At 69.1% G+C, this 22,557-nt stretch carries 26 protein-coding genes; 6 read left to right on the top strand and 20 right to left on the bottom strand.

The genetic code is table 11. The features are described 5' to 3' along the window. Nucleotides 1–17: 17 nt before the first annotated feature. On the bottom strand, nt 18–386 hold the full coding sequence (locus tag AC4D12_RS11285; protein WP_490950010.1) for a hypothetical protein: 369 nt from the start codon (nt 384–386) through the stop codon (nt 18–20). Nucleotides 387–594: 208 nt separating this feature from the next. On the opposite strand from AC4D12_RS11285, the gene AC4D12_RS11280 reads away from it, so the two are divergent. Next, nucleotides 595–954, top strand: coding sequence for a histone-like nucleoid-structuring protein Lsr2 (locus AC4D12_RS11280; RefSeq protein ID WP_490950009.1), 360 nt, complete (start codon nt 595–597; stop codon nt 952–954). A 138-nt stretch (nt 955–1,092) separates the two neighbouring features. Here the strand turns inward: AC4D12_RS11280 and AC4D12_RS11275 are convergent, their stop codons facing one another. From AC4D12_RS11275 to AC4D12_RS11220, 12 genes are all read right to left on the bottom strand, one after another. After that, on the bottom strand, nt 1,093–2,673 hold the full coding sequence (locus AC4D12_RS11275) for a 5-oxoprolinase subunit B/C family protein (RefSeq protein WP_490950008.1): 1,581 nt from the start codon (nt 2,671–2,673) through the stop codon (nt 1,093–1,095). A gap of 4 nt (nt 2,674–2,677) precedes the next feature. Then, nucleotides 2,678–3,427, bottom strand: coding sequence for a LamB/YcsF family protein (locus AC4D12_RS11270; RefSeq protein ID WP_490950007.1), 750 nt, complete (start codon nt 3,425–3,427; stop codon nt 2,678–2,680). Nucleotides 3,428–3,498: 71 nt separating this feature from the next. Beyond that, the gene (locus AC4D12_RS11265) at nt 3,499–4,476 is read right to left on the bottom strand and encodes a serine hydrolase domain-containing protein (RefSeq protein ID WP_490950006.1); all 978 of its coding nucleotides are present in this window, start codon (nt 4,474–4,476) and stop codon (nt 3,499–3,501) included. A gap of 131 nt (nt 4,477–4,607) precedes the next feature. Continuing rightward, a complete protein-coding gene (locus tag AC4D12_RS11260) occupies nt 4,608–6,500 on the bottom strand; it encodes an IucA/IucC family protein (RefSeq protein ID WP_490950005.1) in 1,893 nt (630 codons plus the stop codon). Further along, a complete protein-coding gene (locus tag AC4D12_RS11255; RefSeq protein WP_490950004.1) occupies nt 6,497–7,057 on the bottom strand; it encodes a GNAT family N-acetyltransferase in 561 nt (186 codons plus the stop codon). Before AC4D12_RS11255 ends, AC4D12_RS11260 begins: the two co-directional genes overlap by 4 nt. After that, nucleotides 7,054–8,403, bottom strand: a complete 1,350-nt coding sequence (locus AC4D12_RS11250; RefSeq protein WP_490950003.1) for a lysine N(6)-hydroxylase/L-ornithine N(5)-oxygenase family protein — start codon at nt 8,401–8,403, stop codon at nt 7,054–7,056. The genes AC4D12_RS11255 and AC4D12_RS11250 overlap by 4 nt, the downstream gene beginning before the upstream one ends. Then, entirely contained in the window at nt 8,396–9,910 is a 1,515-nt protein-coding gene (locus AC4D12_RS11245; protein WP_490950002.1) for a pyridoxal phosphate-dependent decarboxylase family protein, read from the bottom strand. Before AC4D12_RS11245 ends, AC4D12_RS11250 begins: the two co-directional genes overlap by 8 nt. A gap of 153 nt (nt 9,911–10,063) precedes the next feature. Then, nucleotides 10,064–10,426: a hypothetical protein gene (locus tag AC4D12_RS11240; protein ID WP_490950001.1), complete on the bottom strand. Its 363-nt coding sequence runs from the start codon at nt 10,424–10,426 to the stop codon at nt 10,064–10,066. A gap of 38 nt (nt 10,427–10,464) precedes the next feature. Then, a complete protein-coding gene (locus AC4D12_RS11235) occupies nt 10,465–10,674 on the bottom strand; it encodes a CDGSH iron-sulfur domain-containing protein (protein ID WP_490950135.1) in 210 nt (69 codons plus the stop codon). 41 nt (nt 10,675–10,715) lie between these two features. Beyond that, nucleotides 10,716–11,750, bottom strand: coding sequence for an iron-containing redox enzyme family protein (locus AC4D12_RS11230; protein WP_490950000.1), 1,035 nt, complete (start codon nt 11,748–11,750; stop codon nt 10,716–10,718). A 216-nt stretch (nt 11,751–11,966) separates the two neighbouring features. Then, nucleotides 11,967–12,428: a DUF4383 domain-containing protein gene (locus AC4D12_RS11225; protein WP_490949999.1), complete on the bottom strand. Its 462-nt coding sequence runs from the start codon at nt 12,426–12,428 to the stop codon at nt 11,967–11,969. Nucleotides 12,429–12,469: 41 nt separating this feature from the next. Further along, nucleotides 12,470–13,351: a manganese catalase gene (locus AC4D12_RS11220; protein ID WP_490949998.1), complete on the bottom strand. Its 882-nt coding sequence runs from the start codon at nt 13,349–13,351 to the stop codon at nt 12,470–12,472. Between the two features lie 281 nt (nt 13,352–13,632). On the opposite strand from AC4D12_RS11220, the gene AC4D12_RS11215 reads away from it, so the two are divergent. Genes AC4D12_RS11215 through AC4D12_RS11205 form a run of 3 tightly spaced genes read left to right on the top strand, consistent with a single transcriptional unit; the run spans nt 13,633 to nt 15,637 of the window. Then, complete coding sequence (locus tag AC4D12_RS11215; protein ID WP_490949997.1) at nt 13,633–14,493, top strand: hypothetical protein; 861 nt, start codon at nt 13,633–13,635, stop codon at nt 14,491–14,493. Continuing rightward, a complete protein-coding gene (locus AC4D12_RS11210; protein ID WP_490949996.1) occupies nt 14,493–14,945 on the top strand; it encodes a phage holin family protein in 453 nt (150 codons plus the stop codon). The genes AC4D12_RS11215 and AC4D12_RS11210 overlap by 1 nt, the downstream gene beginning before the upstream one ends. After that, complete coding sequence (locus AC4D12_RS11205; protein ID WP_490949995.1) at nt 14,942–15,637, top strand: DUF3618 domain-containing protein; 696 nt, start codon at nt 14,942–14,944, stop codon at nt 15,635–15,637. The genes AC4D12_RS11210 and AC4D12_RS11205 overlap by 4 nt, the downstream gene beginning before the upstream one ends. Before the next feature lie 137 nt (nt 15,638–15,774). Here AC4D12_RS11205 and AC4D12_RS11200 read toward each other — a convergent pair whose 3' ends face one another. Together AC4D12_RS11200 and AC4D12_RS11195 are read right to left on the bottom strand one after the other, a co-directional pair. After that, nucleotides 15,775–16,386, bottom strand: a complete 612-nt coding sequence (locus AC4D12_RS11200; protein WP_490949994.1) for a cysteine hydrolase family protein — start codon at nt 16,384–16,386, stop codon at nt 15,775–15,777. Beyond that, nucleotides 16,373–16,768, bottom strand: coding sequence for a hypothetical protein (locus AC4D12_RS11195; protein ID WP_490949993.1), 396 nt, complete (start codon nt 16,766–16,768; stop codon nt 16,373–16,375). Before AC4D12_RS11195 ends, AC4D12_RS11200 begins: the two co-directional genes overlap by 14 nt. A 416-nt stretch (nt 16,769–17,184) precedes the next feature. Here AC4D12_RS11195 and AC4D12_RS11190 point away from each other — a divergent pair, with 416 nt between their 5' ends. Next, complete coding sequence (locus AC4D12_RS11190; protein ID WP_490949992.1) at nt 17,185–18,069, top strand: DUF2382 domain-containing protein; 885 nt, start codon at nt 17,185–17,187, stop codon at nt 18,067–18,069. A gap of 201 nt (nt 18,070–18,270) precedes the next feature. Further along, nucleotides 18,271–18,693 (top strand): MarR family winged helix-turn-helix transcriptional regulator, encoded by a 423-nt coding sequence (locus tag AC4D12_RS11185; RefSeq protein ID WP_490949991.1) that lies wholly within the window; start codon nt 18,271–18,273, stop codon nt 18,691–18,693. On the opposite strand, the gene dnaB is transcribed toward AC4D12_RS11185, so the two are convergent. The 5 genes from dnaB to rpsF all read right to left on the bottom strand — a co-directional run bounded on the left by dnaB (nt 18,690) and on the right by rpsF (nt 22,476). Continuing rightward, nucleotides 18,690–20,066 carry a replicative DNA helicase gene (gene dnaB / locus AC4D12_RS11180; protein WP_490949990.1) on the bottom strand — a complete coding sequence of 459 codons (1,377 nt, stop codon included), beginning with the start codon at nt 20,064–20,066 and terminating at the stop codon, nt 18,690–18,692. The two genes, AC4D12_RS11185 and dnaB, sit on opposite strands and share 4 nt — an antisense overlap. A 631-nt stretch (nt 20,067–20,697) precedes the next feature. Further along, a complete protein-coding gene (gene rplI, locus AC4D12_RS11175; RefSeq protein WP_490949989.1) occupies nt 20,698–21,147 on the bottom strand; it encodes a 50S ribosomal protein L9 in 450 nt (149 codons plus the stop codon). A 15-nt stretch (nt 21,148–21,162) separates the two neighbouring features. Next, complete coding sequence (rpsR, locus tag AC4D12_RS11170; RefSeq protein ID WP_005273147.1) at nt 21,163–21,402, bottom strand: 30S ribosomal protein S18; 240 nt, start codon at nt 21,400–21,402, stop codon at nt 21,163–21,165. Nucleotides 21,403–21,516: 114 nt separating this feature from the next. Next, nucleotides 21,517–22,092, bottom strand: coding sequence for a single-stranded DNA-binding protein (locus tag AC4D12_RS11165; protein ID WP_490949988.1), 576 nt, complete (start codon nt 22,090–22,092; stop codon nt 21,517–21,519). A gap of 78 nt (nt 22,093–22,170) precedes the next feature. Further along, a complete protein-coding gene (rpsF, locus tag AC4D12_RS11160) occupies nt 22,171–22,476 on the bottom strand; it encodes a 30S ribosomal protein S6 (RefSeq protein ID WP_043442549.1) in 306 nt (101 codons plus the stop codon). Nucleotides 22,477–22,557: the final 81 nt, after the last annotated feature.

Raw genomic sequence — 22,557 nt, 5'->3', positions numbered from 1 at the left:
CTTCGGGGTAGGTCGCGTCAGAGTCCGAGGCTCGCCGCGTCGTCGAGCACCGGGGCCGGAGTCACCGTCGCGATGCCGTGGACACGCGCCCAGCAGACGAGCTCCTCGAGGACCACGGCCGAGACACCGGACCAGCGCGCGTAGGGCACCACGTAGACGCAGACGGTGGCCGCCCGGCCGTCGGCGCGGATGCGGAGACCGCCGCACCCGACGGGCTGCCCGGTGGCCACCTCGTAGATGATGAGGAATACGGCGATGCCCTCGCCGTCGTCCGGCGCGGCGGGCTGCACTGCGGAGCCGCGGTCGGCTTCGGCGCGCAGGGCCTCGCGGAGACCCACGGCCACCGGGTTCCCCCAGGGCACCTGCCTGGCTCTCAACGTCTGCATGGCCGCCTCCCGGAACCGTGAATGCTCCTACGCTAGGCAGCGCCCGTTTCGGTGGTATTTCCGCCCGCGAAACACTGCGGGTCCTCGAGAATTCCGGTACCTCCCGCGAGAAGTGCCACATGGGGCCCGACTGGCACGTGCCGTGGGACAGGCGTCAAGGCCGGTGATCGGCCACAGACGGTCAGCGCGGTCTGATCTAATACGTCGAATGGAGAACACGGGATCCGCGACGACGCGGAACAGTGCGCGGGGCCGGCACGGTGACTCTGGCGACTTCGGCGATCAGCGGAAGACCGTCCGCTTCGCGCTCGACGGCGAGGAGTACGTGATCGACCTGCCTCCTGAGGAGGCGGCGGCCCTCCGCCATCTCCTGTCCGGCTACGCGCGGAAGGGCCGCCCGACGGCACCGCGGCGGGGTCGTTCACGGCGCGGTGACGGCGCGTCGGGCAGCGGCCACCCGTCGGAGGAGACCCAGCGGATCAGGGTCTGGGCCGAGGAGCACGGTCACGCCGTCAGATCGAGGGGACGCATCCCACGGCAGGTCTTGGAGGCCTACGAGCGGCGCTGACGCAGTGTCCGCTCCTCAGCCGCCGTGCGTCCCAGCAGGAACCAGAGGCAGCCGACGAGGACGATCCCCGCGACGTGAGGAACAGCCCGACCGGCAGGGCAGCGAAGGCGACGATCAGGAGGCCGAGGAACAGGGGCGTCACGCCGTCGTCTCCTCGGGTGAGAACCGCACAAAGGCTCCGGGGGGCAGCTGTGCCGCGCGGTCGAGGTCCGCCGAGACGACCACGGCGATCACCGGATAGCCGCCCGTGACGGGGTGGTCGGCGAGGAACAGGACGGGAAGGCCCGACGGCGGCACCTGGAGCGCACCCTTCACCGTCCCCTCGCTGGGCAACTCCTCGCGTCGGGTGCGCCCGAGAACGGGTCCGTCGAGGCGCAGGCCGATCCGGTTCGACTGCGCAGTGACCGTCCATTCGCTCGCGCAGAGGAGTGTCAGGGCGTCGTCGTCGAACCAGTCCTCCCGCGGCCCGGGGACCACGCGGAGGACCTCCGGTGAGCGTGGCTGCCGGACCGTCTCGGGGTCTCCGACGATCGAACCCGGGGCAGGCGCACCGACCAGGAGCGGCTCATCAGGTGCGAGGGGCGGCGGACCCAGGCCGGACAGTGCGTCGGTGGATCGGCTGCCGAGGACGCCGGGCACCTCGAGCCCGCCGCGCACCGCGGTGTAGGACCGGAGGCCCGACGCCGGGGCGGACTGCCGCAGCACCTCGCCCTCGCGGAGGAGGAACGGCGCACACAGCCGTGCCTCGCGCTCCCCGCCGTCGGGCGTGGTGATGGTCAGGGCCACGTGGGCGCCGGTGACGGCGAGCACCTGATCGGCGAGCGCCCGTACGGCGAGACCGCCGAACAGGCTCTCCACGGCGGCTGCTCCGGGGTGGTTCCCAACGAGCCTGTTCGCCTGCCGGAGCGCCGCGCGGTCGAGCGCCCCGGATCCCGCGACGCCGAGCGCCATCGAGCCCGGACGCCCGAGATCCTGCGCTGTGCTGGACAGGCCCGGGGCCACGACCACCAGACCGGCCCTTCCCGCGGTGCCGTGCGCCCCGCCCGGTGGCAGGGGCGCTGCTGCGCTGTCCGGCCGCGAGCACGTCCCGACCACCTCTCGTACGGCGACGAACTGCACACGGGAACCGGGCCGGATCAGGGCGGGCTCGGCGCGGTCGGTGTCCCACAGGACGGCGTCGGTGTGCCCGATCAGCTGCCAGCCGCCGGGTGAGGCACGGGGGTAGACGGCGGAGAAGGTACCGGCCAGCGCCACGGATCCGGCGGGCACGGCCGTGCGGGGCGAGTCCCTCCGCGGCATCTCGAGCCGGGGGTCGCCGCCGGTGAGGTAGGCGAACCCCGGGGCGAAGCCGCCGAACGCTGCGAGCCAGGGCGCCTGGGTGTGCGCCGCCACGACCGCCTCCGCGCTCAGTCCCGTGCGGGCGGCGACGTCGTCGAGGTCCGCGCCGTCGTACACCACGTCGACGGTGACGAGTGTGTCCTCGCGGGCCGGCGGCACGGAGGTGTCGATACTGCGGAGCCGGCCGGCGAGCGCAAGGAGCTGCCGGGCCTCACGGACGGTGACCAGGACGGTGCGTGCCGCCGCGACGACGTCGATCTGACCGTCGACCGGGCGCTCGAGCAGCTGCGCCTGCACGCTCAGGACCTCCGGGAGTCCCGGCAGTTCCGCGAGCAGGGCGAGGTCGCCGACGCGCCGGAGGGTCAGGCCGGGACCCGTCACCTCGTCAGGCGAAGGCACCGACGTGCACCCCTGCGCCCGTGAGCGCGCGGCGGACGGCCGCCGCCATGACCACGGCGCCGGGTGTGTCACCGTGCACGCAGATGCTCTCCGCGTCGATCGTCACGCGCGATCCGTCGACCGCGACCACCTCGCCGTCGTTGACGAGCCGGAGCACGTGCTCGACGACGTCGGCCTCCGCGGTGAGCACCGCGCCCGGTTCGCGGCGTGACACGAGGCCGCCGTCGGGCGTGTACGCGCGGTCGGCGAACGCCTCCACCACCGTGCGCAACCCGGCCGCACGGGCCTCGGTCTCGATGACCGTGCCGGGAAGGACGAGCAGCGGCAGGGTGTCATCGACGTCGCGGACGGCACGGACCACGGCCCTCGCCTGCGCCTCGTGCACGGCGATGGTGGTGTAGAGCGCGCCGTGCGGCTTCACGTACCGCACCGTTGTCCCCGCCGCCCGCGCGAGGGCCTGCAGCGCCCCTATCTGGTACACGACGTCGTCGGTCAGCTCCGCGGGCACCACGTCGAGGAAGCGGCGGCCGAAGCCGGCGAGATCGCGGTACCCGGGGTGCGCGCCGACGGTGACGCCGGCGGCCGCTGCGGCCGCGCACGTGGCGCGGATACCCGTCGGGTCACCCGCGTGGAAGCCGCATGCCACGTTGACGCTCGAGACGGACGCGATGATCTGGGCGTCGTCCCCGAAGCTCCACGTGCCGAAGGACTCCCCGACGTCGCTGTTCAGATCCATGGCTCGTCCTCGATGTCCTCTGTCGGCGTCTGCTGCTGCGGGGGCTCTCCTGTCGGGTGGCTCCGGGTCGATCAGACCCCGGAGACCACCGCGTTGTCCAGCTCGTCGAGCTCGACACCCGGCCGGACAGCGCGGTTGGTCAGCAGGACGAAGGCCACACCGGCAGAGGGGTGGATCCAGAACTCCGCGCCGGACCAGCCACCGTGCCCGTACACGTCGCGGTCGATGAGCCCGGCGGCGCGCGTCCGCAGGTTCCAGGTGAAGCCCCAGTCCTGCCCGCGGTCGGCGGGGTAGGGCTCCAGCCGCGGTACGTCCCCGGTCAGCGGCCGGCGCATCATCGCGAGCGTGGCCGGCCGGACCACCTCGCCCGTGTCCCGGAGCAGCGCGGACCCGATGAGCAGCAGATCCTCGGCCCGGCCGATGAGCCCGGCCCCCGGGTGACGGAGCGCTGCGAACCGTCGGATGTCGAGCCCCGCAGCCGCGGCATCCGGGATGGAGTGCGGGTTCGACTCCTCGTCGAGGGTGAGGCCCGTGGCGCCGAGAGGGCCTGCGAGCTCGAGGACAGCCGTGTCCCAGGAGCGCGACGTGCGCGCTTCGATCATGCGGGCAATTCCGTGGAAGGCGATGGTGGAGTACCGCGACGCGGTGCCGGCGACGAAATCGCGCCCGCCGAACAGTCCGTGCTCCAGCCCGGCCTGCGTGTCCAGGGGAGGCTCCGTGATCCCGGACGTGTGACCGACCAGGTGCCCCAACCGGACCACGTCGTCCCGCGTGCGCTCGAAACCCGGGACGTCCTCGTGGAGGGGTGTCTCGACGGTGAGCAGTCCCGCTTCGACCAACCGCGCGGCCGCGAGCCCGACCAGGGGCTTCGTGACCGAGAACAGCCGGTAGGGGTCGTCCACCGTCGCCGTCCGCGTGCCGGTGGCGCCGAAGGCGTGGAGTTCCTGGATGCCGGTCGCGGTGGCCACCCCGAGCACCGCGCTCGGCAGGGCCCCGGACGCGACGTGCCGTCGCGCCCAGTCGAAGGCGTGATGGACGGACGCTGACATGTGACTCCTGATGCATCTCGGGACCCTGTGCAGGCTGCTACCGGATCCGGCGGCCGCCCTTGTCGACCGTACTGCGGTCGCCGGGGCCTGTCACCCATCACCGGCGGCACCCACAGCACCCGCACCCGGCGTCATCGCCCGGACAGCGGGTTGGCCAGGCGCCCGCTGAACTGCAGACCGCCCGACTGGTCGGAGAGATCGAGCATCTGCCGCGTGTTCCGCAGCTGCAGGCGGTTGAGGCAGGAGAGCGCGAAATCCTCCGCGAAGAGGTCGTACCGCGCGAACTGGTCCACGAGCTCCGGGTGGGCCGCCTGGTAGGCGTGCGCCACCTCGGCGACGGTGTCCCAGAACGCGTCCGTCGAGAGCACGCCGTCCTCCTGCAGCGTGGCCCCGAGGAAGCGGAAGAAGCAGTCGAAGACGTCGGTGAACACCGCGAGCACGCGCTCCTCCTCGGGCACCTGCGACACCACCCGGGCGACGTGATCGGGGACCGTGAGGCGGTCACCCATGACGACGATCTCCTCGCCGATGTCCTTCATGAACACGCGTTCCGGAGCGCCGTCCCGCAGCACGAGGATCAGGTTCTCGCCGTGCGGCATGAACGCGAGCTCGTAGGCGTAGAGGGAGTGCAGCACCGGTACGAGGTACGCGCGCAGGTACCGGCGGAGCCACTCCTCGGCGGCGAGGCCGGAACGGAGGATCAGGTGCCGGACCACGGACTCCCCCGCCTGGTCGCGGTGCAGCAGGGACGCCATGGTGGCGAGCTGCTCGCCGGGCTCGATCGCGCCGATCGGACTCTCCCTCCACAGGGCGGCGAGCATCTTCCGGTACGGGGACCCGGGTTCGGTGGCCGCCTCGAACAGCTCGCTGCGCACTCCCACCGCTGCCACTTCGCGGAGGAGGCCGAAGCGCACCGCGGCGAAGAGCGGATCGGCCCGGACCACGCCGTCGAGCCACTCGTTGATGGCCGGCGTGGCCTGCATGTACGCGGCGGAGAGCCCGCGCAGGAAGCCCATGTTGGAGACCGAGAGGGCCGTCTTCACGTAGTGCCTCGACGGTTCGGTGCGGTTGAAGAACGTGCGGATGGATTGCTGCGCCTGGTACTCGTCGGCGCCGGGACCGAGGTACACCAGCCGGCGCCGTGCGACGTCCGCGGCGAAGGTCACCGAGAGGCGGTTCTCCCACTGCCAGGGGTGCACCGGAACCAGGACGTAGTCCACGGGATCAAGGCCCCCGGCGCGCAGTCGCTGCTCGAGAGCGTCGAACAGCGTGCCGAGTTCGTCCCGCAGGAAGGAGCGGTAGGAGAGCCCGGTGACGGCATCGAACCGGGCGGTATCGCGATGGGCTGCGACCCAGTGCACCTGCACGGGCCGGCCGGCCTCGGGGGCGTACGCCGCGTAGTCGTCCGAGCCGAAGCCGAGCCGGCCGTTGTTGGCGACGAAGCACGGGTGCCCCTCGGACATCGCCGCCTCGACGGCCTGGAAGTCCGCCGCCGGATCGGCGCCGAGCGTCACGCCGCGAGCGAGTTCCCGCGCACCGTGCTGCTCGTGGGCGGCCTTGAAGCAGGCACTCGTGAGCGTGCTCGTCAGCTCCTCGAGGTAGACCGGCAGCAGGTCCGCGGGGATACCGAGCCGGTTCCTCATCGCGAGTACGAACGCGAGCGCGTCCGGGTCGGTGACGTCGCCGGCGGCCTCCACCCGCAGGGAGCCGGGGAGCACGCGCCAGTGATCGAGCACGCCCACCTCCGCCTCGAAGACGTAGCGGGCGGCGCCGTCGTCCGTGGTCAGGGACCACCAGCCGCTGCCCTGCCCGCCCACCGGCTCGGGCACGAGGATGCGCTCGTGTGAGAACTCGGCGATCGCCTTGGCGGTGACGTGGCGGTTGGCGTGCGCCCACCGCTCGGGGGTCAGGAAAGCGGCGGGGTCCGCGGACGGCGCGGGAGTCGTGGGGGCCGGCGTCGTGGGGGCCGGCGTCGTGGGGGCCGTGGGGACCAGGGGTCCGTGTGCGGTGGGGGCGAGGGTCATGGTGCGGTCTCCTGGAGGGCGGCGTATGCGCCGCACGAGCGGGCGGCGAAGGAGGCACGCGTGCAGAAGCTCAGCAGCGCCTCCTTGTCGGGAAGGGTGACGGTGGCGGAGGCACGGAAGCCCACACGCGCGTTGAGCCGGTGCACGGCGTGGTTCCGGACGTCCGGTTCCACGACCACGCGGTGGACTGTGGGGTCGGTGAGAACGTGTCCGAGGACCGCCGTCAGCACGGCCGTGGTGAAGCCGGGCTGCCGGGTGATCATCGGGGCCGTGATGAAGTGCATGCCGCGGTCGCCGGGCTGCACCTCGTAGGTGGCCCCCACCGGATCCTGTGCCGGGTCGTAGGACTCCATGAGGAACGCCGGGCCGGTTTCGCCGAACCCGAGCAGCGCCTCGCGGTGCGCTGACGCGGCCACTGCGGCGTACTCGGCGACGACCTCGTGGAGCGTTGCCCGCTGCATGCCCCAGAAGTGTGCGTAGGGGAGCACGAGCCACGAGCGGACGAGCGGCGCATCCGCCACCGGGTCGACCGGGCGGAGGGTGAAGGCGGGCGTCATCGCGCCCGACCCGCCGGTCGGAGCGCGTGCGATCCGCGTGATCCGGTTCCCGCGGCACCGCTACCCGGCGCTCCGAAGTGCTGGAAGGCGATGCGCTCCTCGATCGGGTAGTGCTCATACCCGAGGATCCGCGCCAGGATCACGGAGTTCCGGTACGCACCCATGCCGAGGTCGGGGGCGGCGAACCCGTGCGTGTGCAGCTCGGCGTTCTGCACGAGGATCTCGCCCGGCACGCGACTGATGCCGTACTGGCGGTCGACGTCGAACCGGCCGTCGGGCAGACGCGCGATCCGCTCCTCGATGCCCTGCAGGAACGCCGGTTCGCGGTAGCCGTAGCCCGTGGCCAGCACCACGGCGTCGGTCCCGAGGGAGAACGCGGTGCCCTGCTCCACGTGGTGCAGGTCGAGGTGCAGCGCCCCGTCCGCGGGCCGGACTGCCGTGAGCGCCGTGTTGGTGAGGATCTCGACGTCGGGCGCTCCGGCGACACTGCGCTGGTAGAGGAGGTCGTAGATGGCGTTCACCAGATCGCCGTCGATGCCCTTGTACAGGTTCTTCTGCGCCGCCCCGAGGCGGTCCCGCTCCTCCGGCGGCAGGGCGTGGAAGTAGTCCACGTACTCCGGAGACGTCATCTCCAGCGTGAGCTTGGTGTATTCGAGCGGGAAGAAGCGCGGCGACCGGGTGACCCAGCGCACCTGCTGCTCCCTTCCCTCGGACAGCAGGTCGTGGAACACCTCGGCCGCACTCTGGCCGCTGCCCACAACTGTGACGCGGTTGCGCTGCAGGAGGTCACCCCTGGCCGCCGTGTACCGGGAGGAGTGGAGGACGCCGGACGCTGGATCCGCCTCGAGGTCCCTGCAGCAGTCCGGGACCACCGGGGCGGTGCCGGTGCCGAGGACGAGGCGGCGGGCGAGGTGCTGCGTGGCGCCGGCCGCCCCGGCCGCGGTGACGCGGTAGGTGCCCGCGGCGTCGTCGTACGTGATGTCCTCGACACTCTCACCGAAGCGCACGGACGGCAGGGACTCCGCCACCCACCGGCAGTAGGCGTCGAACTCCGCGCGCAGCGGGTAGAAGTCCTCGCGGATGTAGAACGGGTAGAGGCGCCCGGCCTGCTTGAGGTAGCTGAGGAAGCTGTACGGCGAGGTCGGGTCGGCCATGGTCACGAGATCGGCGAGGAACGGTACCTGGAGGTGGGCCGACTCCAGCATCATGCCGGGATGCCAGCTGAACGCGGGCCTGGCGTCGAGGAACAGGGCATCCAGGTCGGTGATCGGCGCGGCCAGGGCGGCGAGGCCCAGGTTGAAGGGCCCCACGCCGATCCCGAGGAGATCGTGCACGCGCTCAGCCACGGTGGCCTCCCGCGAGGATGATCTGCTGCGCGGCGGCGCGGATGGCGTCGAGGATGGCTCGGACGTCGTCGAGCGTGGTGGCGGGATTGAGGAAGGTGAACTTCAGGTAGGTGCGGCCGTCCAGCGTGGTGCCGGCGATCACGGCGTCCCCGGCGGCGAACAGCGCCTTCCGGATCCGGGCGTTCAGGCGGTCCACCTCGGCCTGGTCCGTCCAGCCCTCCGGGACGAGGCGGAACACCACGGTGCTGAGTTGCGGGGGAGCCGCGAGCTCGAAGGAGCGGTCCTCCCCCAGCTCCGCGGCGGTCTCCCGCGCGAGGGCGACGACGTCGTCGAGCATGTCACCGATGCCGTCCGCACCGATGGTGCGCAGCGTGAGCCACAGCTTGAGCGCGTCGAAGCGCCGCGTGGTCTGCAGGCTCTTGTCCACCTGGTTCGGATTCACCTCGCCCTGCGGGTTCAGGTAGTCGGCATGGAGCGTGACGTGGCAGAGCATCGCGGCGTCGCGCACGATCACCGCGCTCGAGCTGACCGGCTGGAAGAACGTCTTGTGGAAGTCCACGGTCACGGAGTCGGCCAGCTCCAGGCCGTCGAGGAGCCCGCGGTGCGCGCGCGAGACCAGCAGCCCTCCCCCGTAGGCCGCGTCCACGTGCAGCCAGGCGCCGAAGCGGCGGCACAGCGCGGCGATGCCCTCGAGGGGGTCGATGCTCCCGTAGTCGGTGGTGCCCGCCGTCGCCACGACCGCCATCGGGACATGGCCGGCGTCGGCGTGCGCGGTGAGCGCTGCCTCGAGGGCGTCCACGCGCATCCGCCGGTCGGCGTCGGCGGGGATCTCCACGACGGCCTCCGCCCCGAGCCCCAGCAGGGACGCCGATTTCCCGACCGTGAAGTGCGCCGAGGCGGAGGCGAAGACCCGGAGCGGTCCGAGCTTCTCCGGCAGGCTCCCCCGCCCCGCGAGCGCCGGCTTCTCGACGGCGTCGTTGCGGGCCATGAGGAGGCCCTGCAGGTTGGACTGGCTTCCCCCGCTGGTGAAGACGCCGTCGGCCTGCACGCCGAAGCCGATGCGGTCGGCCGTCCACCGGACGAGCCGCTGTTCGATCAGCGTGGCTCCGGCGCTCTGGTCCCAGGTGTCGAGCGAGGAGTTCACCGCGCCGATGATCGCCTCGCCGATGACGGCGGGCAACGCCACGGGGCAGTTGAGGTGGGCGGCGTAGCGGGGCGAATGGAAGTACACGGCGTCACGCAGGTAGACCTCGCGCACCTCCTCGAGGGCAGCCGGGAGTCCGCCGAGCGGTGCATCGAGATCGATCGCGTCGATCATGGGGCGCAGGTCGCCGGGCACGACGCCGGTGAACGGCTTCTCCGCGGCCGTGAACGCGGCGGTGATGGCGTCCACGGTCTGCCGCATCTGCTGCCGGTAGGCCGGCAGCGACTCCCCGCTGAGGAGGTGACCGGTTGCAGGGGACGCACGGCGCCGGAGGGCGCCGTGGGCGAGGACGGAAGCAGGCATGAGACCCTCTCTTCGGAGCGACCGAGGGTCGCCAGTTCTTCTTAGGTATGGCTAACCTAACAAGAGCTCGAGGGGAGCGCAGTCCTCTCGCGGCAAAGAGTGATGTGCATCATAGGGGCAGGCAGAGTGCTTCCCTTCACCAGCCCGCCTTTCCTACTGTCCGGGCGGGTCGACCAGCACGTACACGTGGGTGATGAGACCGTCGGTGATCCTCAGGACGTCGCGACCGGTCACCACGGGCGGTGCTCCGGCAGGCCCGAGCGACCACGCGTACGTCGAGAGCTCCTGCGCCGTCCGGATGGGCCCCACCAGCGCGAGCTGCATATTCGGGAGCATCTGCTGCAGTCCGTCGATCGCCTCGGAGAGCCCGGCCAAGCCCGCGTACACCGCTTCCGATTCGAGGACGGCCACCTCGGGCGAGTAGACCGACACCGCGGCCGCATCCCGCTCCGGCCCCGGCGCCGAGTTCCACACGGACAGGTGGTCAACTGCGATCTGGTCGATGGTCCGGCTCATGGGGTCTCCTCGTGTCGTGGTTCCGCGACCCGGTGCGCTTACGGCTCCGAACGGAAACCCGTCAGCTTGTGCGACCCGTCGCAGTAGGGCTTGAGTACGGACGCTCCGCACCTGCACAGGGCCACCGTACGGCGGGTGCGGGGCAGTTCGATACCGTCTGCGCCCACCAGTTCGAAATCACCGCGGATCAGCAGCGGGCCGTTGGGGCATGCGACGACGGACACCGGAGCATCGATCCCCGAGTTCAGGGACCGCGCGGGCGAGAGCTCCTCGGGCCCCTCCCCGATACTCACGAGGCCATCACGGGTGAGGGCCGCAGCGAGGAGCGGCCGGCGTCCCACGCGTCCATGATGTGCACGGTCATCAGCGTGTCCACCGCGAGCCCGGCCGCGGCACCGAAGATCACGTCCTCGAGCAGGTCCGGCTCCGATTCCACCAGCCCGCCCGCCATGTCCCGTCCGGCGATCTGCTCGTGCACGGCGTCCGCCGCCACGTGCTCGTCGAAGTACTCGATGGCGTCCTCGCCGTAGCCGTGGCGCGCGAATCCGCGGGAGTAGAGGCGGTTCGGCTGCGACGACGTCATCTCGTAGGCGGCCAGGTGCCCCACGATCGCCCCGCGGAGCCGGCGGTTCAGGCCGAAGAGGGACATCAGGTTGTTGACCGAGAGCGTGATCGCGGGAGTGGCGTCGAGGTAGGCGCCGAAGGTGTCGTCCATGCCGAGTGCGCGCATGGTGCGGGCGAACAGTGCCGAGTGCATGCGTGCGGGCAGACCGTTCCCGTACTCGTCCGCCTGGATCTCCACCATCGCCGCCTTCGAGCGGCCGGCGAGCCTCGGGATGGCGAAGGTGTGCGGGTCCGCCTCCTTGAGCTGGTATACGGACTTGTGCACGAGGAACTCGCGCAGCTGCTCCTCGGTGGCGCTCTTCGCCACGAAGCGCGACATGCTCGGGCCGGTGTCCTCGCCGGTGAGGCGGAACAGTTCGTCGCAGACGGCCTGCCCGGTGGCCGCGGGTAGCGCCCCGAGGGTCACCTCGTCGCGGACCCGCTGTTCGAACGCGGCCTCGATGAGCCGGCGCACGCGCAGGAGATCCGGTTCCCATTCCCAGTCGTCGCCCGCGCCGTCGAGGCCGCTGTAATGCAGTTCGTACAGGCAGAAGAGGGCGAGCTGGAGGTCGTCGTCGTGCAGCAGATCGGGGGTCGCGGCCAGCGCCGACTCCACGAGCCGATGCAGCTCGCGGAGATGCTCCTGCTGCCCGGCGATGGGGCCGGCGACCACGGACAGGACAAGCGCGCTGACGTCACCGCGCGGGGAGGGCTGTTTCATCAAAGACCTCTTCTCTCGACGAACGCGCCGGACCCCGCCGACGCAGTGATGCTAAGCGTACTTCGCATCTCCGACACGTGCGTCGGCACACCCCACGCACGACGACGCCGCGCCGGCGGGCACCCTCGGGTGCGCGTCGGCGCGGCGTCGTCGATGTCGGCGAGTACAGGCTCCGGCGGGCTGGAACGCCCGCCGTCCCCTCATCAAGCCATCGCGTCAGGTGCGCGCCGTCGTGGTGCGGGTGGTGCGACCGAGCGCCAGGGCGAGGGCGATCATGCCCACGGCCAGCAGGAGGTGCAGCACGTTGTCGGCGCCGTTCAGGGGCACGAAGTTCGCGGTCGACTCCTGGCCGATCACGAGCCCGTAGATGAACAGCACGGCGTAGATGATGCCGCCGCCCAGCAGGTAGGTGCGTGCACCGGATGCGGTCTTCGCCATGGCGAGTCCCGCGACACCGAACAGCAGGTGCACGATGTTGTGGAGGATCGACACCTGGAAGAGACCGAGCAGCAGGGCGCCGGACTGGTGACCGGCGAACTGCAGGGAGTCGTACTCCGAGGTGATCCCGGGGATGAACCCGAGGATGCCCACCAGGAGGAAGACGATGCCGACTGCCTGAGCGGCGCGCTGCACTGCGGTGCGTCCGTTCGAGACCGTGCGGTTGTTGGTGTTAGCCATGGGAGTGTCCTTTCGAAAGACGAAACGAGAAGGCCCAGCGCCTACTCGCGGTTGAGCTTGTCCTGTACCGAGCCGGCCATCTTCTCGACCGTGTTCGGGATCTCCGTGGTGCCGTAGAACCGCGAGTCAGGATGCGTGGGCGGCGGCATGGGCGCCGACGTGGTCGGGCCCTCGTGATAGGTGAACTCACCCTTGCCGTCCGGAGTGGGGCCGGAGGCCCAGCTGCCCTCGGACGCCGTCTTGCCGTCGGAGAAGTTGAGGTACTGGTAGGAGACGTCGCGCAGTTCCTTCTTGATCGGGAAGTTGCTCGGCACGGGCAGCTCTTCCATCTTCGACTCCTGCAGTTCGCGTGCGGCTGCGGTCCACTGGTTCTGGTGCATGGTGTCCCGCGCGAGGAGGAAGGACAGCATGTCCCGGATCCCGTGGTCGTCGGTCATGTGGTAGAGGCGTGCCACCTGAAGGCGGCCCTGCATCTCCGCGTTGGCGTTGGCCGTGAAGTCCGCGAGGAGGTTGCCGCTGGCGGTGATGTAGCTACCTTGCCAGGGGTTGCCGTTGCTGTCGGCAGCGCGTGCTCCCGCTCCGGCCACGATCGCCTGCTGCATGTCGGTTCCACCGATGACGGCGGCGACTGCCGGGTCGGCCTGGATCGAATCCTCCGTGATGCCGAGGGGTGCCTTCTCGAGTAGCTGCGCGATCATGGTCGCGAGCATCTCGACGTGCCCCATCTCCTCCGCGCCGATCCCGAAGAGCAGGTCGCGGTACTTGCCCGGGATGTGCGCGTTCCAGGCCTGGAAGCTGTACTGGAGGGCCACGGTGATCTCGCCGTACTGCCCGCCGAGCACCTCCTGCAGTTTGCGCGCGTAGATCGCATCCGGCTTGTCCGGGGTGGCTTTGTACTGAAGTTCCTGCTTGTGGAAGAACACAGGTGTCTCCTTCTGCCGGTGGTCCGTACCGGGTTGACCCGCTCCTTCTGGAAGCGGCCGCGATAGGTCCCTCTGCTTCGACGCTAAGCCGATAGGGAGCCTTTCGAAAAGGTAGTAAGCCGACTTATTTTAACCTTGCGCGATCACGAGAAAGGCCTTGCGTTACCGAACGTAAGCATGCTTAGCTTCAGAGATACGTCCGGCATTCGTGCCGGACCAGTACATCGCCCCACAGCGATGGCGCGTCCGCTGTAACGGCAAAATCAACGTTAGGAATCACCATGACTACGCAGAATTGGCCGCAGGATCCCCTGGTCCCCTCCACCAGCGGCACCGAGGGATCGACGTCCGATCTCGGAGCACACGAGCTCGGCACCTCGGACTTCTCCGGCGGCGTCGGGACGACCACCGGCTCGGACGATCCCAAGACGTCCGTCGCCAAGGACCAGGCCAAGCAGGTCGGTCAGGACGGCAAGGAGGCGGCGAAGAACGTCGCCGGGACCGCCGCCTCAGAGGCCAAGAGCGTGGCCGCGGAAGCCGGCACGCAGGCCAAGAACCTCCTCGGCACCGTCACCCATGAGGTGAAGAGCCAGGCAGGCACGCAGCAGCAGAAGATCACCGAGGGCATCCGCAGCATCTCGGACGAACTCAAGTCGATGGCCGAGAAGTCGGACAACCACATGGTGTCCAGCGTGGTGCAGCAGGCCTCGCAGCGCACCAACTCCGCGGCGTCCTGGCTCGAGAACCGCGACGCGGCCGACATCCTCGAGGACGTCAAGGCCTACGCCCGCCGCAAGCCGGGCGCCTTTCTCGCCATCGCGGCCGGCTCCGGCCTCGTTGTCGGGCGTCTTACCCGCGGTCTCACCGGCAACAAGGGCCCCAGCGAGTCCGACGCCGGCCAGGGCCTCAGCGCCACGGGTACCGGCATGACCACGGGTACCGGCACCTACGCCGGGTACACCGAGGCCGATTCGGACCTCTACAGCGGCACTCCCGTCACGGGCGGCTACACGGACACGACCCGTGGCCAGCACGTCGCGGACTCCAGCCCCGCGTTCGTCGACCCCGCCGACGACTACCCGACGATCCCGCCGGGAACCCCGCCCGTGGGCACCGTCACGAACGACGGAGGTCTGCGCTGATGAGCGACGCCTACACCACCGGCGCGCACCAGGCAGCCGCGCCACCACCCTCGGAGGCCGAGCAGCGCTCCGCCAACGCCTCCGTCGGTGAACTGCTCGGGCAGGTGACGAAGGACCTCTCGAAGCTCATGCGCCAGGAAGTGGCCCTGGCCAAGGCCGAGGCGACCGAATCCGCGAAGAACGCGGGGAAGGGCGCCGGCATGTTCGCCGGTGCCGCCGTCGGCGGCCACTTCGTCCTCCTGTTCCTCTCCCTCGGGCTCATGTACGCGCTCGGGTCCTTCATGCCGGACGGCTGGGCCGCGGTCATCGTGGCCGTCATCTGGGGCATCATCGCCGCAGTCCTCGCCCTCACGGGCAAGAAGGAAATGAAGCAGATCAAGGGCCTCCCGCAGACAGCGGAGACCGTCAAGGAAATCCCGCCGACACTGAAACCAGGTGAGCACACACGATGAGCCAGACCCCAGATGAGATCCGCGCCGATATCGAGCGCACCCGCCAGGAACTCGGCACCGACGTCGATGCGGTCGCGGACAAGGTCAATCCCGCGAACATCGCGCACCGTCAGACCGAGAAGGTCAAGCACAGCTTCAGCAACGTGAAGGAGACCGTCATGGGCAAGGCCGAGGACGTGAAGGACGCCGTGACCAACAAGGCCAGCGACGTCAAGGGCACGGTGCAGGACAAGGCCGGGCACGCGAAGGACAAGGCCGGCAGCGGCATGCACAGCGGCGTGGGCTCCGCCCAGTCCGCGACCGGGACGGCGAAGGACAAGCTCGGGCAGGCCGGACATGCGGTCCAGGGTGCGCCCCAGCAGCTGAGCAGCAAGGCAGCGGGCAACCCGCTCGCCGCCGGGCTCATCGCCTTCGGCGCCGGCCTCCTCGTCTCGTCGCTCATTCCGGCGAGCCAGAAGGAGCAGCAGGCCGCGTCGCAGCTCAAGGAGCAGGCCGCTCCCCTCAAGGAAAAGGTCACCGAGGCCGCAAAGCAGGTCGTCCAGGACGTGAAGGAGCCGGTGCAGGACGCCGTCCAGTCCGTCAAGGAGTCGGCCACCGACTCGGTGCAGACCGTCAAGGACGAGGGCCAGCAGGCCGCCAGCGACGTCAAGGGCAGCGCACAGGACGCCAAGTCCACCGTGCAGCAGGGCTGATTCAGCCCCAGTAGTGACGGAGGCCGCCGGGATGAACCCGGCGGCCTCCGTCGTCGTATGCGGGTCGTCGTGTGCGCCAGGTCGTCCCCGGCGTGCCCCGGCCCCCTCCATGCCCGCGGTGCGCCGCGGAGCTCTCGTCAGCGGGCAGCGAGGAGCGCCTCCGCCTCCTCCTGGCCGATGATCGGCTGCCGGTACTCCACGGAGAGGATCTCCAGCATCGCGTCGGCATAGCTGGCGTTGGTGCTGCCGATCGCGTCGAGCGCGTAGCTCACGCGGAAGTTCTCCGCGAACGCGTCGGCCCCTGTGTGCGCTACGCAGTTCTGCGTGGACACACCGGCGAGGACGAGGTGGTCGATGCCCCGCTCCCGCAGGCGCTCGGCCAGGTCCGTGCCGAAGAAAGCACTGTCACGCCTCTTCGTGACCGTCTCCGCACCGCGGAGCCGGAGGCCGTCCACGAACTCGGCCTGATGTGTGCCCTCGAAGATGAATCCCTGGTCGTCGTCGAGCATGGAGCGCGTCCACGTGGAGCGGTCGCGGAGGTGCTCCGTTCGGGCGGCGAGCACGGGGGTTCCCGCGCTCTCGGCGGCGTCGATCAACCCGTTGCAGGCCCTGACGAGGGCGGGCTGGAGCGCCGCGAGCGTCTCGTTCTCGAAGAACGCGTTCTGCATGTCGATGACGAGGAGGGCCGCGCCGCCCCCGGTGCGCTCGATGTCCCGCCCGTTCTGCCGGCCGTTCTCACGGCGCTCCATCGGTCACCTCCAAGGGGGCGGCGGCACTCGCGCACTCCTGGACGGGCCGGAGCGGGGTGACGGCGGCCAGGGCATGAGCTGCACCGGCGGACCCTGCGGGGTGCACGGCGACACCGCGGGTGCCCCACTCCGTCGTCACCGCTCCGGCATCGAGGTCGTCCAGTTCCGGGACGGGGCCGGGTTGTGCTGCCAGGCGGAGGACGTCCGCCTCCTCGAGGGCGACGGCGCGCGCGATGTCCGCCGTCGTGCATCCGGCAGCGAGCGCCCTGCGCACGGCGTCCCCGCAGATGAGCGACAGCCTGTCGCGCTCGAACTCGGCGTTCTCGAGATCCGCAGCGGCGATCATGACGGCGGTGATGGGTGATGGTCGTGAGACGGACATGAGGCCCTTTCTCGGGCTTCGCGAATCCGGCGGCGGCACCTCCACGAGTGCGGGCGTTCCGTGGGGCGGCCGGACCCGGCTCACCGGGGCTGCCGCCCGATCGGAGGGCCCTCTCGCACGGGCGTGACCGCTCGGACTCGAAGGAGTGAAGGCCGGTGGCTGGACCCGCGGTCCATCATACGGAGGCGACCGGGCAGCGTCACGTTCCTCGACCGAACCTCTTCGCCCCTTCGCCTCGAGGGGGTGCACCAGAAGCCGCTCGGGAGGTGATCGGGACGAAAACCCTAAGCAGGCTTCCCATTAGGTACTAAGTATGCTTACTCTAGAGGCCGGTGGTTCATCGGGGCGAGGTCCCGGACGAACCAGTAACCGGATAGTTCCAACCTCGCAGTGAGATTACTCAGAAGGAGAAGAACATGATCACTCAGCAGAACATCGACACCCTGCTCGGCAACGGCGGCAACGTCCTCGGATCTGACGGAGAGAAGATCGGCTCCATCGGCCAGGTCTACCTCGACGACCAGACCGGCGAGCCCAGCTGGGTCACGGCGAAGACGGGTCTGTTCGGCACCTCCGAGTCCTTCGTGCCGCTGCAGGGCGCAGACGTCTCAGGCAATGACGTCCGCGTTCCCTACACCAAGCACCAGGTCAAGGACGCACCGCGTGTCGACTCCGACGGCAACCTCAGCCCCGAGGAAGAGGATCGCCTCTACCGTCACTACGAGATCGGCGGCGGCACCAGCGGCCACACCGACACGACCGGCATGACCGGCATGGGAACGGGCCACGTCGGCACAGACCGCGACGTCGACATCGACAGGTCAGGTCGCCACGCCGACCTGACCGACGGCCGCACCGACACGCACTCGAACTCGCACGGCACCGTGGGTCACGACACCTCCGGTCCCACCACGGACGACGCCATGACGCGCTCCGAGGAGCAGCTTCACGTCGGCACCGAGCGCCGCGAGGCCGGCCGGGCGCGCATGCGCAAGTACGTCGTCACCGAGAACGTCACCCAGACCGTCCCGGTCAGCCGCGAGGAAGTCCGCGTGGAGCGCGAGCCCATCACGGACGCCAACCGTGGCGATGCCTACGACGGCCCCGCGATCAGCGAGGAGGAGCACGAAGTGACCCTGCACGCCGAGCGCCCCGTCGTGGACAAGGAAGCCGTGCCGGTGGAGCGGGTGCGCCTGGACACCGAGACCGTCACCTCCAACGAGACGGTCAGCGGAGAGGTCCGCAAGGAGAAGATCGAGGTCGACGGAGCGGACGAGACGCACCGCGACCGCAACCTGTAACGAGCACCACCCGTCACAGGGGCTGAAACGGCAGGGGCCCGGAGCGCAGCTCCGGGCCCCTGCCGTCGGTCGCCCGCCATCTTCGTTGCCTTCAGTGCAAGGAAGATCCTAAGCTAGCTGTCTATTTCCCATGAAATTGACTAGAGTAACAAAAGGGCAAGCGCGTCAACCGCGTACATCTAAGGGGAAGGACAAGCCATCGTGCCGGAATTGAACGATTGGTCCACGAGCCGCCTGCTGACCACCGCGGCCCGCATCGTTGAGCATTCATGGAACGAGAAGCTCCTGAGCATCGGCATCACGCATGCCGGACTGACCACGCTCGGTGTCCTGGAACGCGAGGGCACCCTGACGGGCGTGAGGCTCGCTCAACTGGTCCACGTCCAGGCGCAGACCGTCGGCCGTACGCTGGACCGCCTCGAGAAGCGCGGCCTGGTGACCCGTCTGCGCAACACGGCGGACCGTCGCAGTCAGCGCATCTCCATCACGTCGGCCGGCATCAAGGCCCTCGAGCGTGCCAAGAACATCGAGCACGAGCTGATGGCCGAGGACGGCCTCGCCTCCGAGGACCTGCGAGATCGCCTCAAGACCGTGATCAACGAGCTCGGCCCGAAGAAGGACTAGTAGCCGCCTCCGTCAGCAGCCATGTTGTTGAACCGCGAGTAATGGCCCTGGAAGCCGACCACCAACGTCTTCGTGGGGCCATTACGGTGCTTGGCCACGATGACGTCGGCCTCACCGGCCCGCGCTGACTCCTTGTCGTACACGTCGTCGCGGTGCAGCAGGATCACCATGTCGGCGTCCTGCTCGATCGATCCCGACTCCCGGAGGTCCGAGACCTGCGGACGCTTGTCCGTGCGCTGCTCGGACCCACGGTTGAGCTGCGAGAGCGCCACCACAGGAACGTTGAGTTCCTTCGCCAGGAGCTTCAGCGCCCTCGAGAACTCGGACACCTCCTGCTGGCGGGACTCCACGCGCTTCCCCGAGGACATCAGCTGCAGGTAGTCAAGCACCACGAGCTTCAGGTCATGACGCTGCTTCAGGCGCCGGCACTTGGCGCGGATCTCCATGAGCGACATGTTGGGGCTGTCGTCGATGAACAGCGGAGCGTCGTTCATGCGCCCCATCGTCGTGGCGATCTTCCCCCACTGCTCGTCCTTGATGGTGCCCTTGCGGAGGTCCTGCAGGCCGATCGTCGCCTCGGCCGAGAGCAGCCTCATGGCGATCTCGTTGCGCCCCATCTCGAGGGAGAAGAAGACCGTGGTCATGTTGTGCTTGATCGCCGCCGACCGCGCCCAGTCGAGGGCGAAGGTGGACTTTCCCATGGCGGGGCGGGCGGCGATAACGATCATCTGACCGCCGTGCAACCCCTGGGTCAGCTCGTCCAGCTCGTAGAAGCCAGTGGGGACGCCCGTCATCCCCTCACCCTTGTGCCCGGCGGATTCGATCTCGTCCACCGTGCCCTCGATGATGTCCTTCAGGGGCACGTAGTCCTCGGCCGTACGCCGCTCGGCGACCGCGTAGATCTCCGCCTGCGCGGCGTTGACGAGGTCGTCCACCTCGCCGTCGTTCGAGTAACCCAACTGCACGATCTTCGTCCCGGCATCGACGAGGCGGCGCAGCACCGCGCGCTCCCGCACGATCTCCGCGTAGAAACCGGCGTTCGCCGCGGTCGGCACGGACTGGATCAGGGTGTGGAGGTAGGCGGGGCCGCCGATGCGCGAGATCTCGCCGCGTTTGGTCAGCTCGTCGGAGACGGTGACCGCGTCCGCGGGCTCTCCCCGGCCGTACAGGTCGATGATCGCTTCGTAGATGCTCTCGTGGGCCGGACGGTAGAAATCGATGCCGCGCAGCACCTCCACACAGTCCGCGATGGCGTCCTTGGAGAGCATCATGCCCCCGAGGACGGACTGCTCCGCCACGAGGTCCTGAGGGGGAGTACGCGAGAATTCCGACGCTCGTGTGTCCATTGATGAATCTGCATGTGCCAGGGACACGGGGCCTCTTTCCTGCTGTCGAATCGGTGACCGCCGGAGCGGGCCCACCGGACGCCCGGGTCGGGTCCGACAGGACAGGCCTATCACCCGACACCGTCACTCTGGGCGGTCACCCGCCACCGTAGCCCCGTCCACGAGACCCACCAAGCGCCAACCCAACAGGGGCTGTGGGTAAGTGTGAATAAGCTGTGGATTGCGAGGCGTGTCTTGTGCACAGGATGGGGAGAACCCTGTGGACAAGAAAGTTCTTTCGGTCCGAACCTGCCTCTGACCAGGGAAGACGTTGTACCCAGCTTGTGGAGGACAACTACTTCCCACGCCCCTCCATCCACAGGACCGCTGTTGACAACCCCCGCGAAAGTACTTCACTAGGCGCCCTAGCAGACGCTCCGCAGCGGGGTCCGTGGGCCCGCGAGGTGTGCCGCAGGTCACAATCGCGCGTCACCTGCGCGTATGCAGCCTCTGGAATACGGTGCGGCGTGACGCACGGCTCCAGGAGTCGCCCACGAGCATATGTTCAAGCGTCCATCAGGTTCCCGACATGCAGTCGGAGAGGAGCTACAACGCAGGAAGCCCCCGCGTGAGCGGGGGCTTCCTGATACATCTGGACCGCTGGTCAGCGGGACGTGCTCTAGATCGCGACGACGTCCAGATCGATGACGGCTGCGACGTCCTCGTGAAGACGGACGTTCGCCTGGTACGAGCCGACCGACTTGATGTGTGCGGGCAGTTCGACCTTGCGCTTGTCGATGGTGCCGAGACCGGCGGCCTCGACGGCCTTCGCGACGTCGTCGGCCTTGACCGTGCCGAACAGGCGGCCGGAGCCACCCGCCTTGACGGTCAGGGTGACGGGCTTCGCCGACAGGGCAGCTGCCTGCCGCTGTGCGTCCTCGAGCGTGGAGTGCTCGCGGGCGGTACGCGCGGCCTTGATGGAATCGACCTGCTTCTCGCCACCCTTGCTCCACATCAGGGCGAAGCCGCGGGGCAGAAGGTAGTTACGTGCGTAACCGTTCTTCACCTCGACGACGTCGCCTGCTGCACCGAGTCCGGTGACTTCCTGGGTCAGAATGAGCTTCGACATTGTGTGTCCCCTTCCCTAGCCGCGACCGGCGCCGGAGTACGGCAGGAGCGCGACTTCGCGGGCGTTCTTGATTGCCTGGGCGATCTTGCGCTGCTCCTGGACGGTCACGCCGGTGACGCGACGGGCACGGATCTTTCCGCGATCCGAGATGAACTTACGCAGCAGGGCTACGTCCTTGTAGTCGATGACGGTGACGTCAGCGGCCTTCAGGGGGTTGGACTTTGGTTTGGGCTTACGGAGTTCAGCCTTAGCCATCGTGGTGCTCCTTTTCGTTGGAGCCCGCAGAACTGTTCTGCGGGATGGGACGTGCAAGCCACATGACGTGGCTGTGGCGGGGAGGCCCGGGAACGGGCTCCTCCGCCGGGAATGCTAGAAGGGCGGCTCGGAATCGGCGCCGTTACCCCAGCCCTGCGAGTTACCGCCGGCCGGAGCTCCCCACGGATCGTCTGCGGGCTGCTGGGCCTGCTGGCCGCCGCCCCAGCCCGAACCGGAGTTACCGCCACCGGAGTTACCGCCGGAGTTGCCGCCGCCTGAGTTGCCGCCGAAGCCGCCACCCGAGCCGCCGTTCCCGCCGCCGGAGCGCTGGGTACGCGAGACCTTGGCCGAGGCATAGCGCAGGGATGGACCGATCTCGTCCACCTCGAGCTCCATGACGGTGCGCTTCTCGCCTTCCTTGGTGTCGAACGAACGTGACTTGAGTCGGCCCTGGGCGACCACACGGGTGCCCTTGGTGAGCGTCTCGGCCACGTTCTCGGCCGCCTCACGCCAGACCGACGCACGGAGGAACAGCGTTTCGCCGTCCTTCCAGTCGTTGCTCTGACGGTCGAAGGTCCGAGGAGTGGACGCGATGGTGAAGTTCGCCACCGCGGATCCCGACGGCGTGAACCGCAGCTCGGGGTCGTTGGTGAGGTTTCCGATCACCGTGATGACTGTCTCGCCTGCCATGGTGCCTCCTTGGGTCACTGCTCGAATAGCTACCCGCCGGAGCGGGATGAAGCGGAGTTGTGAGAGCTCCTACCGACGTTATTCGGCAGAGACCTTCTGCTCCTCGGGACGGATGATCTTGGTGCGCATGATCGTCTCGTTGAGGCTCAGCTGGCGGTCGAGCTCGGAAGCCACGGCCGGGGTCGCGGTGAAGTTGACGACGGCGTAGATGCCCTCGGTCTTCTTCTGGATCTCGTAGGCGAGGCGCCGACGTCCCCAGATGTCCACCTTGTCCACAGTGCCGCCGCCGTTGCGGACGACATTGAGGAACTTCTCGAGTGTCGGGTCGATGGAGCGTTCCTCGACATCGGGGTCGATGATTACCATCAGTTCATAAGCACGCATGTGTGAACCCACCTCCTCTGGGCTGAGCGGTCGCGGTCTTTCCGCAACAGGAGGTTCTTCAGCGTTGATCGTGTCCGGCCG

It is taken from the genome of Arthrobacter sp. TJ-266, assembly GCF_058269115.1.
This window is presented reverse-complemented; position numbering and strand designations above follow the sequence as displayed.